At 65.5% G+C, this 15,684-nt stretch carries 15 protein-coding genes; 13 read left to right on the top strand and 2 right to left on the bottom strand.

The window, feature by feature from the left end; all coding sequences use genetic code 11:
• The first annotated feature begins 16 nt into the window (after nt 1-16).
• From murC to CH281_RS16565, 13 genes are all read left to right on the top strand, one after another.
• Nucleotides 17-1,519 (top strand): UDP-N-acetylmuramate--L-alanine ligase, encoded by a 1,503-nt coding sequence (gene murC, locus CH281_RS16620; RefSeq protein ID WP_045841252.1) that lies wholly within the window; start codon nt 17-19, stop codon nt 1,517-1,519.
• 122 nt (nt 1,520-1,641) lie between these two features.
• Nucleotides 1,642-2,310: a cell division protein FtsQ/DivIB gene (locus CH281_RS16615; RefSeq protein ID WP_230593424.1), complete on the top strand. Its 669-nt coding sequence runs from the start codon at nt 1,642-1,644 to the stop codon at nt 2,308-2,310.
• Nucleotides 2,311-2,485: 175 nt separating this feature from the next.
• A complete protein-coding gene (gene ftsZ, locus CH281_RS16610) occupies nt 2,486-3,760 on the top strand; it encodes a cell division protein FtsZ (RefSeq protein ID WP_027497341.1) in 1,275 nt (424 codons plus the stop codon).
• On the top strand, nt 3,757-4,518 hold the full coding sequence (gene pgeF, locus CH281_RS16605) for a peptidoglycan editing factor PgeF (protein WP_052074054.1): 762 nt from the start codon (nt 3,757-3,759) through the stop codon (nt 4,516-4,518). The genes ftsZ and pgeF overlap by 4 nt, the downstream gene beginning before the upstream one ends.
• A complete protein-coding gene (locus tag CH281_RS16600) occupies nt 4,515-5,252 on the top strand; it encodes a YggS family pyridoxal phosphate-dependent enzyme (protein ID WP_032368102.1) in 738 nt (245 codons plus the stop codon). Before pgeF ends, CH281_RS16600 begins: the two co-directional genes overlap by 4 nt.
• Nucleotides 5,253-5,333: 81 nt before the next feature.
• Nucleotides 5,334-5,984: a cell division protein SepF gene (locus CH281_RS16595; protein ID WP_032368101.1), complete on the top strand. Its 651-nt coding sequence runs from the start codon at nt 5,334-5,336 to the stop codon at nt 5,982-5,984.
• A gap of 82 nt (nt 5,985-6,066) precedes the next feature.
• Nucleotides 6,067-6,354, top strand: a complete 288-nt coding sequence (locus tag CH281_RS16590) for a YggT family protein (protein ID WP_027497338.1) — start codon at nt 6,067-6,069, stop codon at nt 6,352-6,354.
• Between the two features lie 160 nt (nt 6,355-6,514).
• Nucleotides 6,515-7,369 carry a DivIVA-like cell division protein Wag31 gene (gene wag31, locus CH281_RS16585; RefSeq protein ID WP_032368100.1) on the top strand — a complete coding sequence of 285 codons (855 nt, stop codon included), beginning with the start codon at nt 6,515-6,517 and terminating at the stop codon, nt 7,367-7,369.
• Nucleotides 7,370-7,446: 77 nt separating this feature from the next.
• Nucleotides 7,447-7,623 carry a hypothetical protein gene (locus CH281_RS26940; protein WP_032368099.1) on the top strand — a complete coding sequence of 59 codons (177 nt, stop codon included), beginning with the start codon at nt 7,447-7,449 and terminating at the stop codon, nt 7,621-7,623.
• 326 nt (nt 7,624-7,949) lie between these two features.
• Complete coding sequence (gene ileS / locus CH281_RS16580) at nt 7,950-11,087, top strand: isoleucine--tRNA ligase (protein ID WP_094695332.1); 3,138 nt, start codon at nt 7,950-7,952, stop codon at nt 11,085-11,087.
• A 10-nt stretch (nt 11,088-11,097) separates the two neighbouring features.
• Complete coding sequence (locus tag CH281_RS16575) at nt 11,098-11,790, top strand: peptide deformylase (RefSeq protein WP_179274213.1); 693 nt, start codon at nt 11,098-11,100, stop codon at nt 11,788-11,790.
• 2 nt (nt 11,791-11,792) lie between these two features.
• Nucleotides 11,793-13,154 carry a DNA polymerase IV gene (locus CH281_RS16570; protein WP_094621159.1) on the top strand — a complete coding sequence of 454 codons (1,362 nt, stop codon included), beginning with the start codon at nt 11,793-11,795 and terminating at the stop codon, nt 13,152-13,154.
• 197 nt (nt 13,155-13,351) lie between these two features.
• Entirely contained in the window at nt 13,352-13,837 is a 486-nt protein-coding gene (locus tag CH281_RS16565; protein ID WP_176456734.1) for a hypothetical protein, read from the top strand.
• A 94-nt stretch (nt 13,838-13,931) separates the two neighbouring features.
• Here CH281_RS16565 and CH281_RS16560 read toward each other — a convergent pair whose 3' ends face one another.
• Together CH281_RS16560 and CH281_RS16555 are read right to left on the bottom strand one after the other, a co-directional pair.
• Complete coding sequence (locus tag CH281_RS16560; RefSeq protein WP_094694873.1) at nt 13,932-14,675, bottom strand: hypothetical protein; 744 nt, start codon at nt 14,673-14,675, stop codon at nt 13,932-13,934.
• Complete coding sequence (locus CH281_RS16555) at nt 14,672-15,634, bottom strand: hypothetical protein (protein ID WP_256983636.1); 963 nt, start codon at nt 15,632-15,634, stop codon at nt 14,672-14,674. Before CH281_RS16555 ends, CH281_RS16560 begins: the two co-directional genes overlap by 4 nt.
• Nucleotides 15,635-15,684: the final 50 nt, after the last annotated feature.

Here is a 15,684-nt window from a genome sequence, read left to right as displayed (position 1 = left end):
AACTGAGGGTGCGGCGATGTCGGAGTTGCCGGCAGAGCTCGAACGGGTGCACATGGTGGGAATCGGCGGTGCCGGGATGTCCGGGATCGCACGCATTCTGCTGGCGCGCGGTGGTCAGGTGTCCGGATCGGATGCCAAGGAATCGCGCGGGGTGTTGGCGCTGCGAGCCCGCGGTGCGCTGGTGCGAATCGGGCACGATGCAAGCGCGCTGGACATGATCGACGGCGGCCCCACCGTGGTCGTGACGACCCACGCGGCCATACCCAAGACCAACCCCGAACTCGTCGAGGCTCGCGATCGCGGGATTCCGGTGGTGTTGCGGCCCGCCGTCCTCGCGTCGTTGATGGAGGGGTACCGCACCCTGCTGGTGTCGGGCACGCACGGCAAGACGTCGACCACATCGATGTTGGTCGTCGCACTGCAGCACTGTGGGTTCGACCCGTCGTTCGCCGTCGGCGGTGAGCTCAACGAGGCCGGAACCAACGCGCATCACGGCAGTGGCGACGTCTTCGTCGCCGAGGCGGACGAGAGTGACGGTTCGCTGTTGCAGTACTCCGCGAACGTGATCATCGTGACGAACATCGAGGCCGATCATCTCGATTTCTTCGGTACGACCGAGGCCTACGTGAAGGTGTTCGACGATTTCGCCGCGCTGCTGCACCCGGGCGGTGTGCTGGTGGCATGCATGGACGATCCGGGTTCGGCAGCTCTGGCCCGCCGCGTGGTCGAGAAGAATCTCCCCGGAGTGACGGTGCTCGGCTACGGGTCGTCCGACGTCGACGCCGGACCGGTCGAGATGGCCGTTCGCCTGTTGGCCTGGGAGCCCGAGGACATCGGCGGCGTCGCGCAGTTGCAGATCGCCGGTGAGGACTCTGCCCGCACGGTTCGGCTGGGAGTACCGGGACGGCACACCGCCCTCAACGCCCTGGCGGCGTTCGTGGCTGCCCGCCAGGTGGGCGCGGGGGTCGAGGAGTTGCTGGCCGGGCTGACCGGATTCGGGGGAGTGCACCGGCGGTTCCAGTTCACCGGACGCGAGCACGGAGTACGAGTGTTCGACGACTACGCCCATCACCCCACCGAGGTGCGGGCCGTGCTGACCGCTGCGCAGGCGTTGGTCGCGGGTCAAGCACTTCCGGGCGAGCGGGGGCGGGTCGTGGTGGTGTTCCAACCGCATCTGTACTCACGTACTGCGACGTTCGCCGAGGAATTCGGTACCGCACTGTCGTTGGCCGACGAGATCGTGGTGCTCGACGTCTACGGCGCTCGCGAGGAACCCCTGCCCGGTGTGACCGGGGCCTTGGTCGCAGCGTCGGTGACCAAACCGGTGAACTACCAACCGGATCTGTCGTTGGTCGCCAAGCAGGTGGCCAATCTCAGCCGTCCCGGCGACGTGGTGATCACGATGGGTGCGGGCGACGTGACCATGCTCGGCGGTCCCATTCTCGACGCCCTTCGTTCCAAAACCGATTTCGGTGCCACGACCGGCCGCGCGGTACCGAAGGATCGGCCGTCGACGTGACTCGTCGGTCCGATCGAGACCGCGCTTCCAGATCGGAACCCGTTGCCGGGCAGGGTGATTCGACGTCGTCGGTCACAGACAGGCAAGCTCGCGCGCAGGCCAGGGAAGAAGAGCGCGCTCGCGTGAAACGGTCACGCCGTCGCGCGGTGCTTGCCGTCGTGGCGGTTGTCGCAGTGATCGTCGGGTCGGCAGTACTGGTCTACTTCACGCCGCTGCTGTCGGTTCGGACGATCTCGGTCGTGGGAGCCTCGTCGGTGTCCGAACAGGAGATCCTCGACCGACTCGAGGTGCCGACCGGCCTGCCGCTGGTCCGTGTCGACGCCGCGGCCGCGGCCCAGCGTGTTGCGTCGATACCGGAGCTGGCATCGGTTCGGGTGCAACGGAAATACCCGTCCACCGTGCAGGTCACCGTCGAAGAACGTGTCCCGGTGGCGTTCGTCGATTCTCCCGACGGCACTCACTTGCTCGATGCGACCGGCGTGGACTTCGCCGTCGCACCGCCTCCGCCCGGGGTGGTCCGACTGGTGACCGACAATCCTGTCTTCGGCGATCCGGTGACGAAAGATGCACTGGCTGTGCTCGATTCGCTGCCGCCGCTGATTCGAGGTCAGGTCGGCGAAGTGCGCGCGAGCACGCTGTCCGACATCTCGATCCTGCTGTTGGACGGGCGTACCGTCGTGTGGGGGAACAAGGACAACTCCGAGCGCAAGGGGGCGGTGGCCATCGCGCTGCTGTCGCAACCGGGTCAGATTTTCGACGTGTCCAGTCCCGATCTTCCGACCACGAAATAGCAACGGGTCCGAGAGGCTCATATTTTCGGCGCGGCATCGGCGCGCCTAATGGCGATCGTGGCCGTCGGTGAATAGCGTTCCGATCAGTCGAGTACTTGACATAACTCTAAGCCTGTGGTTTAGGTTGAGGGTTTTCCACATTTTTCGAGCAACAATCCACGGAAGGCGAGAGCCCATGACGCCCCCGCACAACTACCTCGCCGTAATCAAGGTCGTCGGCATCGGCGGCGGCGGCGTGAACGCGGTCAACCGGATGATCGAACAGGGACTCAAGGGAGTCGAGTTCATCGCCGTCAACACCGACGCTCAGGCCTTGCTGATGAGTGACGCCGACGTCAAGCTCGACGTCGGCCGTGAGCTGACTCGCGGACTCGGTGCCGGTGCCGACCCCGAGGTGGGTCGCCGCGCAGCGGACGACCACAAGGACGAGATCGAAGAGGTCCTCAAGGGTGCCGACATGGTCTTCGTCACCGCAGGTGAGGGTGGCGGAACCGGTACCGGCGGTGCTCCCGTCGTCGCCAACATCGCGCGCAAGCTCGGCGCGCTGACCGTCGGCGTCGTGACGCGTCCGTTCTCCTTCGAGGGCAAGCGCCGTGGTGGCCAGGCCGACACCGGTATCCAGCAGCTGCGTGAATCCTGCGACACGCTCATCGTCATCCCCAACGATCGTCTGCTTCAGCTCGGCGACGCAGCCGTCAGCCTCATGGATGCGTTCCGCAGTGCCGACGAGGTCCTGCTCAACGGCGTTCAGGGCATCACCGATCTGATCACCACGCCAGGACTGATCAACGTCGACTTCGCCGACGTCAAGGGCGTCATGTCCGGCGCAGGCAGTGCGCTGATGGGCATCGGTTCCTCCCGCGGTGAAGGCCGCGCGATCAAGGCCGCGGAATCCGCGATCAACTCGCCGCTGCTGGAAGCGTCCATGGAAGGTGCCCGCGGAGTGCTGCTCTCCATCGCGGGTGGCTCGGATCTCGGCCTGTTCGAGATCAACGAGGCCGCCTCGCTGGTCCAGGAAGCTGCGCACATCGACGCCAACATCATCTTCGGAACCGTCATCGACGACTCTCTCGGCGACGAGGTTCGTGTCACCGTCATCGCCGCCGGGTTCGACGGAGGAACGCCCACGCGTCGTCCGGTCGAGGCAGCGGCATCCACCCGCGGCCCGATCGGATCGGCGCGCTCGGGGGAGGTCTCCTCACGCTCGAACGACAGCTCCGAGGGCGCTGTGTTCCGCGACCCGGTCGGCGCACCCAGCGGATCGAGCCTGCCCCCGCTGAACTCGTCCAGTTCGTCGAACCGCGAATCGTCCAGCCGCGAGTCCGCAGCCGGTCACGGCCGGGATTCCGGCGGTCAAGGCCGCGAGTCGGTCGGATCCGGACGCCGCGTTCCCGTCGCCGAGGACGACGGCGAAGACGAGGTCGACGTACCGTCCTTCATGCGGCGGTGAGTGACTCCTTTCGGGTCAGGCGGGTGTCGACGACGCGAGCAGGCGGCGTGTCGGCCCCGCCGTTCGACACCTTCAATCTCGGTGACCACGTAGGCGACGACCCGGCTGCTGTCGAGGCCAACCGTCGACGCCTCGGTGACCGTTTGGGTATGGGCATCGAACGCATGGTGTTCATGGAGCAGGTCCACGGCCGCACCGTCACGGTGGTGGACGGGCCGGTGTCCGAGCCCGTTCCCATGACCGATGCGTTGGTGACGACGCAACGCGATCTCGCGCTCGTGGTGTTGACGGCCGACTGTGTTCCGGTGTTGCTGTCCGACGAAGAGGCGGGCGTGATCGCCGCGGTGCACGCCGGCCGTGTCGGTGCCCGCATCGGCATCATTCCTCGAGTACTCGCGTCGATGGTCGAGCTGGGCGCGGTCCCGGAGAGGATCGGGGCCTTCCTCGGCCCGGCGGCCAGTGGGCGTCAGTACGAGGTACCCGCCCACATGCGCGCCGACGTCGACAAGCATCTTCCCGGAAGCGCGACGACGACGGTTCGGAACACCCCCGGTCTCGATATCCCGGCCGGTGTGCGCGCGCAGCTGATTGCCGCCGGCCTGCACGGAGTGGCTCAGGATCCCCGGTGCACCATCGAGGATCGCACCCTGTTCAGCCATCGCCGGGAGGGTTCGACCGGCCGTATCGCGAGCGTCGTATGGATGGATTCCGCATCCGCAGACGAGGTTCCCGACTCCGGCCAGGAGAGGATGTCGTGAGCGAGCCCACCGACCGAGCTGCCGAGATCGCCGCCGCGTTGGCGTCGGTACGCGAACGATTGGCGCGAGCATGTGCGGACGCAGGTCGAGAAGACTCGACCGTGACTCTGCTGCCGGTGACGAAGTTCTTCCCCGCGTCCGACGTTCGGATCCTGTACGAGCTGGGCTGCCGTGAGTTCGGCGAGTCCAGAGAGCAGGATGCGTCGCCCAAAGTGGCCGAGACCGCAGAGGAGTTCCGCGTTGATCCGCCCCGATGGCACATGATCGGGCATCTCCAGCGAAACAAGGCGAAGTCCATCGCTGCGTGGGCGCACTCCATTCACTCGGTGGACAGCGCTCGGTTGGTCACCGCGTTGTCCAAGGCCACCGAGACAGCACTCGACGACGGCGCTCGGACGACGCCGCTCGACGTCCTCGTTCAGGTCAGTCTCGACGGCGATGTCCACCGCGGCGGCGTCGAACGCGGGGACCTGTACGAGTTGGCCGACGCGGTGTCGACCGCACCCGGCTTGCGTCTGGCCGGACTCATGGCCGTACCTCCGTTGGACGCCGATGCGGACGCTGCGTTCGGTGATCTCGAAGTGCTGCATCAGCGACTTCTGCGTGATCATCAAGATGCCCGCGAGTTGTCGGCCGGCATGACGGGGGACCTGGAAGCTGCTGTGCGACACGGATCGACGTGCGTGCGTGTCGGTACCGCAATACTCGGTGCGCGGCCGATAGCCTCCCAATAACAGTCCACGGATCACATCAGTCACAACAGACACTTGCGAACCTGGAGATGGACAGTAGACACGGCCACGGAAGGCAGAACGATGAGCACCCTGCACAAGTTCAAGGCGTACTTCGGCATGGTTCCGCTCGCGGACTACGAGGACGACTACCTCGACGATCCGGACACCCGCCGCAGTCCCCGTGGTGGCCGTGACGGTTACGACGACATCGACGATCGTGACTTCGTCAAGCCGTCGTTCGGTGGCTCGCGGCACGCGCAGGCCGAGGACGATTACGACGATTACGAGGCTCCTCGCCCCGCTGCGACGCTCGCTCCGATCGGTGGACGCGCACGCGGCACAGCAGGACCGTCGACCCGAGGCGCTGCCACCCGTGGCGCGCTGGCGATGGACACCCGCATGGACGTGCGGGCCGAGACGCGACGCAGCCCGATCGTCGACGACGGGGGCCCACTCTCGAAGATCACCACCCTGCGCCCGAGGGACTACAGCGAGGCGCGCACCATCGGTGAGCGTTTCCGTGACGGTACTCCGGTCATCATGGATCTCGTCGAAATGAGCAACGCCGACGCCAAGCGACTCGTGGACTTCGCTGCCGGATTGGCCTTCGCACTCCGAGGATCGTTCGACAAGGTGGCCACGAAGGTGTTCCTGCTTTCGCCCGCCGATGTCGATGTATCCCCGCAGGAGCGCAGGCGAATCGCGGAAACCGGCTTCTACAGCCAGCAGTGATCGTTTCTCCCCTTGGGGCGGCAAGTCGGAGCTGTGACCAGCGCACTTTGCTCAGCCCGGCGAAGTCAGGCAGAGTATAGCCGTGATCGTGTTCACGGTGATCAACATCGTATTGTTTCTTTTTTGGCTCCTTCTCATCGGTCGAATCATCGTCGAGTTCATCAGGACTTTCGCGAGAGATTGGCAACCGACCGGGCTGGTCGTCATCCTTCTGGAGGCGATCTTCACGGTCACCGACCCGCCCGTGAAGTTCCTGCGCAGGATAATTCCGCCGCTCAACCTCGGTGGTGTGCGACTGGACCTGTCGATCATGGTCTTGCTGTTCGTCGTGTTCATTCTGTGGAATGTGACCAGCAGCCTCGCGGCCTGAGGCCGAAGATGGAATGTTAGAACTCGGGACCCAGCGCAAGCTGCGTGTCCCGTGTGACAGAATGGACGCCAGTTACAGTTTGATTGTTCTGCACTCGCGCGGAATGGCATATAACTGAATGCTTGCTCTACCGCCCCAAGACGCGTGAAGGGATCCTTCCATGCCGCTGACTCCAGCTGATGTGCACAACGTTGCGTTCAGCAAGCCGCCCATCGGTAAGCGCGGTTACAACGAAGACGAGGTCGACGCATTTCTCGACCTCGTCGAGCAAGAGTTGTCCCGACTGATCGAAGAGAACGCCGACCTGCGCCAGCGCGTCGGTGAGCTCGACCAGGAGCTTACGGACGCCAAGAACTCTGCGCGCCAGAGCCCACAGTCGGCTCCGGTCGCCGCACCGAAAGCCGAGCCGCAGCGGCCGGTCGATCCCCCCAAGCCGCCACCGGTGGTTCAGCAGCCCGCGCCGGTCGCTCCCGTGGCCGCAGCACCGCAGCAGAGCGGCGACTCCAACATGCAGGCCGCGAAGATTCTCGGTCTCGCGCAGGAGATGGCGGACCGCCTCACCGGCGATGCGAAGACGGAGTCCGAGCAGCTGCTCGGTAATGCGCGCACCAACGCCGAACGTCTGGTGTCGGATGCCCGGGCTCGTTCGGAGTCGATGATGTCCGAAGCGCGGCAGAAGTCCGAGTCGCTGCTCACCGATGCACAGACTCGCTCCGAGACCCAGCTTCGCCAGGCCAAGGAGAAGGCCGACGCATTGCAGGCCGACGCCGAGCGCAAGCACACCGAGATCATGGCGACGATCAACCAGCAGCGGTCCGTGCTGGAAGGTCGCATCGAGCAGCTCAAGACGTTCGAGCGCGAATACCGGGTGCGCCTCAAGTCGTACCTCGAATCGCAGCTCGAAGAGCTCGAGAACCGTTCCTCGGCGCTGCCGGTGGACAACGGCCAGGACAACTTCAACCAGGACAACCAGACGTCCGGCTACAGCCAGTCGTACGCCAAGGGCAACAACTGACGCGATCGTTCTCCGACGCTGCCTCTCGGGGCAGCGTCGGGCTCGGTTGTAGCGTCGAGTGGTGAGCGAGGAATCCTGTGCTGATTCTGACCCTCGGCGCGGCGGCTGTCGGGTTCGGGTTCCTGGTGTTGGCCCTGATGACCGGATCGGTCGTCTGGGCCTGGGCCTGCATCGTGATCTGCATAGTCGGGGCGGTGCTGCTCCTGGTCGGGGCCCTGCTCGGGCGACGGCCACCGCCCGAGATCGACAAGTAGCATCTACGCGGTAGTGCATCAGGCGGGCAGTACATCAGTTCGACGGTTGTCAGACGAAAGAACAATCAGGCGTCGATCCGGCCATCACCGGGGAGCCTTCGGAAGAACGACAGTGACGATTCGGTCTGCAACGACCGAAATGGGCTGTTCAGTAGAACCGAACGGGTGAGCCCGTCACAGCTCGTGTGGAGAGGCTCGGTCCGACGGGTTCCATCGGTCCGAGCAAGCGGGGTGGTACCGCGGTACTCGGCGTCCCCATCGCCGAATGTCGTCCCCGTGCCAATCGATGTCGCGTCCTGTACGCGTCCGGCACGGAGGAGACAGATATGACAGATTCGAGCGCACGCACCGAGAACGCGTCGTACCCGCTGGTGGATCTGGCCGAAGGTCGATCGGGAAGCGTTCCGTTTCCCGATCTCGAGCGCATCGTGCTGCACGAATGGGCCGAGGACGGCACGTTCCGCGCCAGCATCGACAACCGCGCCGATGCCGAGGAATTCGTTTTCTACGACGGACCTCCGTTCGCCAACGGCTTGCCGCACTACGGCCATCTGCTCACCGGGTACGTCAAGGATCTCGTGCCCCGGTTCCAGACCATGCGCGGCAAGAAGGTCGAGCGTCGTTTCGGGTGGGACTGCCACGGCCTTCCCGCCGAATTGGAAGCGGAGAAGCAACTCGGCATCAAGGACAAGTCCGAGATCGACGAGATGGGCCTGGCGAAGTTCAACGCCTACTGCAAGCAATCGGTGTTGCAGTACACCGACGAGTGGCGGGATTACGTCACTCGGCAGGCGCGGTGGGTCGACTTCGACAACGACTACAAGACCCTCGACGTCGACTTCATGGAGTCCGTCATGTGGGCGTTCAAGACGCTCCACGACAAGGGCCTGATCTACCAGGGCTACCGAGTGCTGCCGTACAGCTGGTACGAGCAGACGCCGCTGTCCAACCAGGAGACCCGGCTCGACGACGCCTACAAGATGCGTCAGGACCCCGCGGTCACCGTCACCATGCCCCTGACGGCACCGGGCACACCCCTGGACGGCGCGAACGCACTGATCTGGACCACCACTCCGTGGACTCTGCCGTCGAACCTCGCGATCGCGGTGCATCCGGAGGTGCACTACGTTCAGGTCCGCGGTGCCGACGGTGAGCGTTACGTGCTCGCCTCTGCCCGACTCGCGCACTATGCGAAGGAACTGGGGGAGGAGCCGGAGGTGCTCTCGGAGCACACCGGCGCGGAGTTGGTCGGCCTCGCCTACGCACCGCCCTACGACTTCTTCCTCGGCCACGAGAATGCGCATCGCGTTCTGGAGGCCGATTACGTCACCACCGACTCAGGCACCGGAATCGTCCATCTCGCACCGGCATTCGGTGAGGAGGACATGGACGTCGCCACCGCGAACGGTATCGAGGTCGTGCAACCGCTCGATGCGGGCGGCAAATTCACGTCGTTGGTGCCGCCCTACGAGGGCCTGATGGTGTTCGACGCCAATCCGGTGATCATCAAGGATCTCAAGGCCTCGGGCCGCTTGCTGCGGCACGAGACCATCGAGCACTCGTACCCGCACAGTTGGCGTAGTGGTCAGCCGCTGATCTACATGGCGGTTCCGTCGTGGTTCGTCGCGGTCACCAAGTTCCGCGATCGGATGGTCGAGCTCAACCAGGAGATCACCTGGGTGCCCGAGCACATCAAGGACGGTCAGTTCGGCAAGTGGCTCGAAGGTGCCCGCGACTGGAACATCAGCCGAAACCGGTACTGGGGCAGCCCGATCCCGGCCTGGACGTCCGACGACCCCGCCTACCCTCGTCTCGACGTGTACGGCAGCCTGGACGAACTCGAGCGTGACTTCGGTGTGCGTCCGACCGATCTGCATCGGCCGTACATCGACGACCTGACGCGTCCCAACCCGGACGACCCGACCGGTAAGTCGACCATGCGTCGCGTTCCCGAGGTGCTGGACTGCTGGTTCGAATCGGGCTCGATGCCGTATGCACAGGTGCACTTCCCGTTCGAGAACGAGGAGTGGTTCCAGACGCACAACCCGGGCGACTTTATCGTCGAATACAACGGTCAGACGCGCGGCTGGTTCTACACCCTGCACGTGCTCGCGACTGCTTTGTTCGACCGGCCTGCCTTCAAAACTGTTGCTGCCCATGGCATCGTGCTCGGTGACGACGGTCTGAAGATGAGTAAGTCGAAGGGGAACTACCCGGACGTCAAGGAGGTCTTCGACCGCGACGGCTCGGATGCCATGCGGTGGTTCCTGATGTCGTCGCCGATCCTGCGCGGTGGCAACCTGATCGTCACCGAGCAGGGCATCCGCGAGGGAGTCCGGCAGGCGCTGTTGCCGATCTGGAACGCGTGGAGTTTTCTGCAGCTCTACGCGTCGACGCCGGGGCAGTGGCGGACCGATTCTCCGCACGTTCTCGATCGGTACGTGCTTGCCAAACTGTCCGCCACGCGGGATGCGATCACCGATGCGCTCGAAGGGAACGACATCGCCGGGGCGTGCGACGAACTGCGTACGTTCTGTGACGCATTGACCAATTGGTATGTGCGACGGTCGCGTTCACGCTTCTGGGGCGAGGACGCCGACGCGATCGACACCCTGCACACCGTGCTCGAAGTGCTCACCCGCATCGCCGCTCCGTTGTTGCCGTTGATCAGCGAGGTGGTCTGGCGCGGATTGACCGGTGGCCGATCGGTGCACCTGACGGATTGGCCGACGGCCGACGAGTTGCCGTCCGACCCGGAGCTGGTCGACAGCATGGACGAGGTTCGTACCGTGTGCTCCACGGTGCTCGGTCTGCGTAAGGCACAGAATCTGCGCGTGCGGCTGCCGCTGCCCGAGGTGACCGTCGCGGCCGCCGACGCCGAGCGGCTGCGTCCGTTCCTCGACATCATCGCCGACGAGGTCAACGTCAAGAAGGTGGATCTGACCGAAGACGTTGCCGTGCACGGCAAATTCGAGCTCGTCGTGAACGCACGCGCTGCCGGTCCGCGGATCGGTAAGGATGTCCAGAAGGTCATCAAGGCAGTCAAGGCCGGTGACTGGTCGGAAGATGCCGACGGTGTCGTGAGCGCCGCAGGCATCGCGTTGCTGCCCGAGGAGTACACCCGCAGACTCGTTGCCGCGGAGCCGGAATCGACGGCACCGCTGCCCGGGAACGCAGGACTCGTGGTGCTCGATTCGGCGGTCACCGAAGAGCTGGAGGCCGAGGGTTGGGCCAAGGACCGCATCCGTGAGCTGCAGGATGCGCGTCGTAGCCACGGACTCGATGTGTCCGACCGTATCGACATCGTCATCGAGGTACCCGAACATCGACGGGCGTGGCTGGACGCTCATCGGGATCTGATCGCGCGCGAAGTACTCGCGTTGTCGCTGGTCGACGGCTCGGTCGGCGATGACGGCAGCGATCTCGGTGAGGGAGTTCGGGCAGCGATCACGAAGTCGTCGTGACCGAGGGCATATGAGCGAGGGGCACCGGGTCGTCGTGACCGAGGAGGAGGTGGTCGATGCCGTGCACGAGCGTCTCTCCGAGGCTCGCGCCGGCGTCGTTCCCATCGTCGCCGCCGGCCATCCGGTGCTGCGTGCCCCGGCGCTGCGCTACACCGGTCAGCTCGAGCGTGATGTGTTGACGGAGTTGATCGAGGTGATGCGCGCGACGATGCACGACGCGCCCGGTGTCGGCCTTGCTGCACCGCAGATCGGAATTCCGTTGCAGATCGCGGTGATCGAGGATCTCTTCGATGTTGCGGAGGGCGTCGCCCTCGTCCGGGAGCGCACCCCGTTGTCGTTCCGAGCGTTGATCAATCCTCGGTACACCCCGGTAGGACGACGCACGGCCTCGTTCTACGAGGGCTGCCTCAGTGTGCCGGGGTATCAGGCCGTCGTCACCCGCGCCGCGGAAGTCCGGCTTCTGTGCACCGACGAGACCGGCCGAGAGATCGACGAGGTGGTGCGTGGCTGGCCCGCACGGATCGTGGCCCACGAGAGCGATCACCTCGCCGGCACGCTGTACATCGATCGTGCACACACACGGTCGCTGACCACGACCGAGCAGTACTCCGCACGGTGGTCCGATCCCGGACCGGAGCGGGCCGCACGTGTGCTCGGCTTCGGTGCCGACGCCCCGTTCGAGCCGCCCGACGGCCGTCGTTGACCATGCCCGACAGTGTCGATCGGACTCTGCGGAGCCGGCGTTGGGTGTTGCATCTGGACATGGACGCGTTCTTTGCGTCCGCCGAGCAGCTGACGCGGCCGACGCTGCGGGGTCGGCCGGTGCTGGTCGGCGGTGCAGGCGGCAGAGGCGTGGTGGCCGGGTGCAGCTATCAGGCCCGGGCGTTCGGGGCTCGTTCGGCGATGCCGATGCACCAGGCCCGTCGACTCGTCGGTGCGAGCGCAGTGGTCCTGCCGCCGCGGTTCCCGCTGTACTCGGAGCTGAGCAGACGTGCCTTCGAGGCACTTCGGGTGCGCATGCCCGTGCTGGAACAGCTCTCGATCGACGAGGCCTTCGGCGAGCCGCTCGAGCTGGCGGGCGCGACGGTGGCCGAGGTCGAGCGCTTCTGTGCCGATCTGCGGGCGCTGGTACTGGCAGAGACCGGGCTCGTCGCCTCCATCGGTGCCGGGTCCGGGAAACAGATCGCCAAGATCGCGTCGGGTCTGGCCAAACCCGATGGAATCACGGTGGTAGCGCCCGGCATCCAGGCCGAGTTGATGGCCGATCTGCCGGTGCGCAAGTTGTGGGGGATTGGCCCTGTTGCCGGAGAACGGTTGCACCGGTTGGGGATCGACACCATCGGCAAGTTCGTGGCTACGCCCGAGTCGGAAGTGGCGTCGATTCTCGGTGCGACCATGGGCCCGAGCCTGCATCAGCTGGCGCGCGGCATAGACAACCGGGTGGTGGCCGAGCGGGCCGAGGCCAAGCAGGTCAGTGCCGAGACGACGTTCGCGAACGACCTGACGACTCTCGCTCAACTACGCCCGGCGATCGAGTCCATCGTCGAGTCGACTCATCGCCGGTTGCTGAAGGACGGCCGGGGGGCCCGCACGGTCGTGCTCAAGTTGCGTAAGTCCGACATGAGCATCATCACCAGATCGGCGACATTGCCCTACGCGACGGTGGACAAGCAGACGATCGTGGCCACTGCTCAGCGGTTGGCGGTCGATCCGCTGGATGTCGGACCGATCCGGCTCGTCGGTGTAGGCCTCGCCGGTCTGTCCGCGGTTCGGCAAGGATCGTTGTTCCCCGAACTCGAGTACGAACCGGTTGCTCCGGTCCCGGACGAGCCGTTACCCGCGACTGAGGAGGCCGCGAATCTCGCCGTGGTCGAGGACGGTCCGCGGTGGCAACCGGGTATGGACGTTCGGCATGTTCGGTACGGTCACGGGTGGGTGCAGGGCGCGGGACACTCGGTGGTGACGGTCCGTTTCGAGACACGGACCACCGGCCCGGGAACGGCCCGCACCTTTGCAGAATCGGACACCGACCTGGTCGTGGCCGATGTTCTGGACAGCTTGGCGTGAGTTGTGGCGCGGCTGAGGAAACTCTGTGAGGTTTCACAGGTATGCCCTTCGCGTTGTGACTCGGGCGAGTCGAGCTGACATAGTGGACTCGGTCCGAGACGACCCCCATACAGACGACCGACGAGTCACAGAACGATCGATACGTGACTCAGAGTGAAAAGGACAAGCACTTGAAGCTTCGCAACACCCGACGGGCCATGGTTGCCGGTATCGCCATCGCCGGTGCACTGACCATGTCTGCCTGCAGCTCGGAAGAGGGCGGCACGACGGCCACGACCACGACGGTTGCCACCACCACCGCGAGTGCTGCACCCGCGGGCGGGGACTACCCGCCGGTGCCCACCGTCGAGCAGCTCAACACCGAGCTCAACCGCGGACTCGATCCCAACGTTCCGGTCGAGGAGAAGGCTGCTCTGATCCAGGGTGCGTCCGAGGATCCGGGTCTGATCAACCAGGTTGCCGCCGCTGCTGTGGCCAACAACGCACAGATCGAGATCACCAGCATCGACGATCTGGGCACCGGTGAGCTCAACGCCGGTATCACCATCACCCTCAACGGCCAGGCCAACCCCGGCACGTTCAAGTTCGTCCCCGAGGACGGTGTGTGGAAGCTCTCCAAGGAGAACGCCTGCGGCATCGTTTCTCTCGCGCAGCTGACCAGCCCGGCGTGCCCCGCACCCTGAGTCCTGCCGATCGTCTCTGACCAACCGCGAACTGCCGGTGACACCCTTTTTCGAGAGGGCGTCACCGGCAGTTCGTCTTGTGTAGGGACGGCGGTCAGGCGCTGGGCACGGCCGATCGAATGCGATCCGCTGCAGACCCCGCGACGGCGGTGACGGTCTCCGGTTCCAGTCCGCTCTGGTCGGAGACGACGATCTGAACCACGGTCGAGTCGACCACCGCCACCACGACGTCGGAGACCAGCGTGAAGCCCTCGCTCGTGGTGGTCAGTCGAATCGATGCGGACGCGTCGCCGACGGTCGCTTGGTCACGCCCCGCCACCGAGTAGTCGACGCCGATACCGTCCGCGTCGGTTCCGGTGAACGTCGAGCACTCGGCCCACGCTCGCTGAATGTTCGCGAAAGCCTCGGCGGCTCCCGGCACGGGATAGCTCGCCGCGTCCTCGTCGATCGACGAGAAATTCGGACCGGAGAAGCGGACCACCGCGCTCGACGCGGCTCCGGCCTGCTGTTGCGATACCGCTGCGAGGACGGCGGCGCACTCGGCCGGGTCGGTGCTCGAGCGATCAGGCGAGTCGTACTCCGGCGCCGGATCCAATCCCAGATCTCGAACCGGATCGGGAATCGAGGAGAAGCCGTCCGGCAGGTCTGCGAGCCCCAGCATCGCGGCAGTCAGCGCCGCCGGGTCGGTGATGGGCGGACCGCGCAGCGGGTCGGGAGCCGCGACGGTGGTGACGGCAGGCGTGGCCGTTTCGGCAGGCTCGTTCGTGCTGCATCCGGTGGCAGCAGCGATCCCGAGAATCGACAACGTCGCCAGTACTCGGGTGGCAGCGCGCGTCATCGGGCGGTCCAGGTGATCGAATCGCCGACGGTTTGCCGGAGCACCGTGGTGCTGTCGGGGTCGGTGTACATCTGCTCGCCGCCTGCGGTGATCGAACCTCCGACCGGAAGTGGTCGGGAGAGATCGACGTCGAGTGTTCCCGCGCCCGTGAAGGTGTAGGACGCGATGTTGAGCGTGCCCGCATTGTCGGGCAGATTCCACACCGACGATTCGGGCGTCTGGGTGATGGCCACGTCGAGGGTCGCGCGTTCGCCGTCGAGTGCACGCAAGGTGACCGTGGTGCGCTGGTTCAGTGTGATGCCGCTCAGCACTTGCTGATCGACGGTCCAGACCGCGCCGACCCCCACTTCCGCGTCGGGAAAGTCGATGGATCGGTACACCGCCGCGTTCAAGGAGCGTTCGATCGCGGCGCGGGCGGTATCTAGGGCATCGTCGGCCGGCGTGATGTGCAGAGCGGTGATCGCTCCGGAATCGGTCCTGGCCAATCGTGCAGTCGATCCATCGGATGCGGAGAGTGCGTCGGTCAGTCCAGCGTCCGGTGATGTCGCGGCCCCGATGGTCAGCTCGACGGAGGTCGTGGCCCCGCTCGACGCGTCCTCGTCCGGGACGGTGTCGGACGCCGAGGCAGTCAGCGGCACGGTCAGTTCCGGACTGGAGAAGTCTTGCGGCGCAGCAGCATTGATCTGTTGCTGCACGGTCGAGGTGGTGGTGAGGTCGACGCTCTGGTTCTCCGCGTCCGCGTCGGAGCTGTCGAAGGTGAGCGCGCGCCGTGGCTCGCTACCGGGATCGACGACGGTGGTGGTCGTGGGCGTCACCGCGATCGTGACCTCGTTCGAAGCCGGGGTCTGTTCGGGTGCGGGATCCGAATCACCGCTCGAGCATCCGGCCAGTAGAGCCACTGCGCAGGAGGCGGCCACGAAGCCGGAGCGGACGGTGCGGGTGCGATCGGTCGACTTCACGGGCACCAGGCTACTGATGTCACCGGGTGCGCAGACCGCTACCACGCGGC

Origin of the sequence: Rhodococcus sp. 06-221-2 (genome assembly GCF_002258365.1) — a bacterium.
GTDB lineage: Bacteria > Actinomycetota > Actinomycetes > Mycobacteriales > Mycobacteriaceae > Rhodococcoides > Rhodococcoides fascians.
Note: the sequence above shows the minus strand (reverse complement) of the source record. Positions and strands in the feature narration are given on the sequence as shown.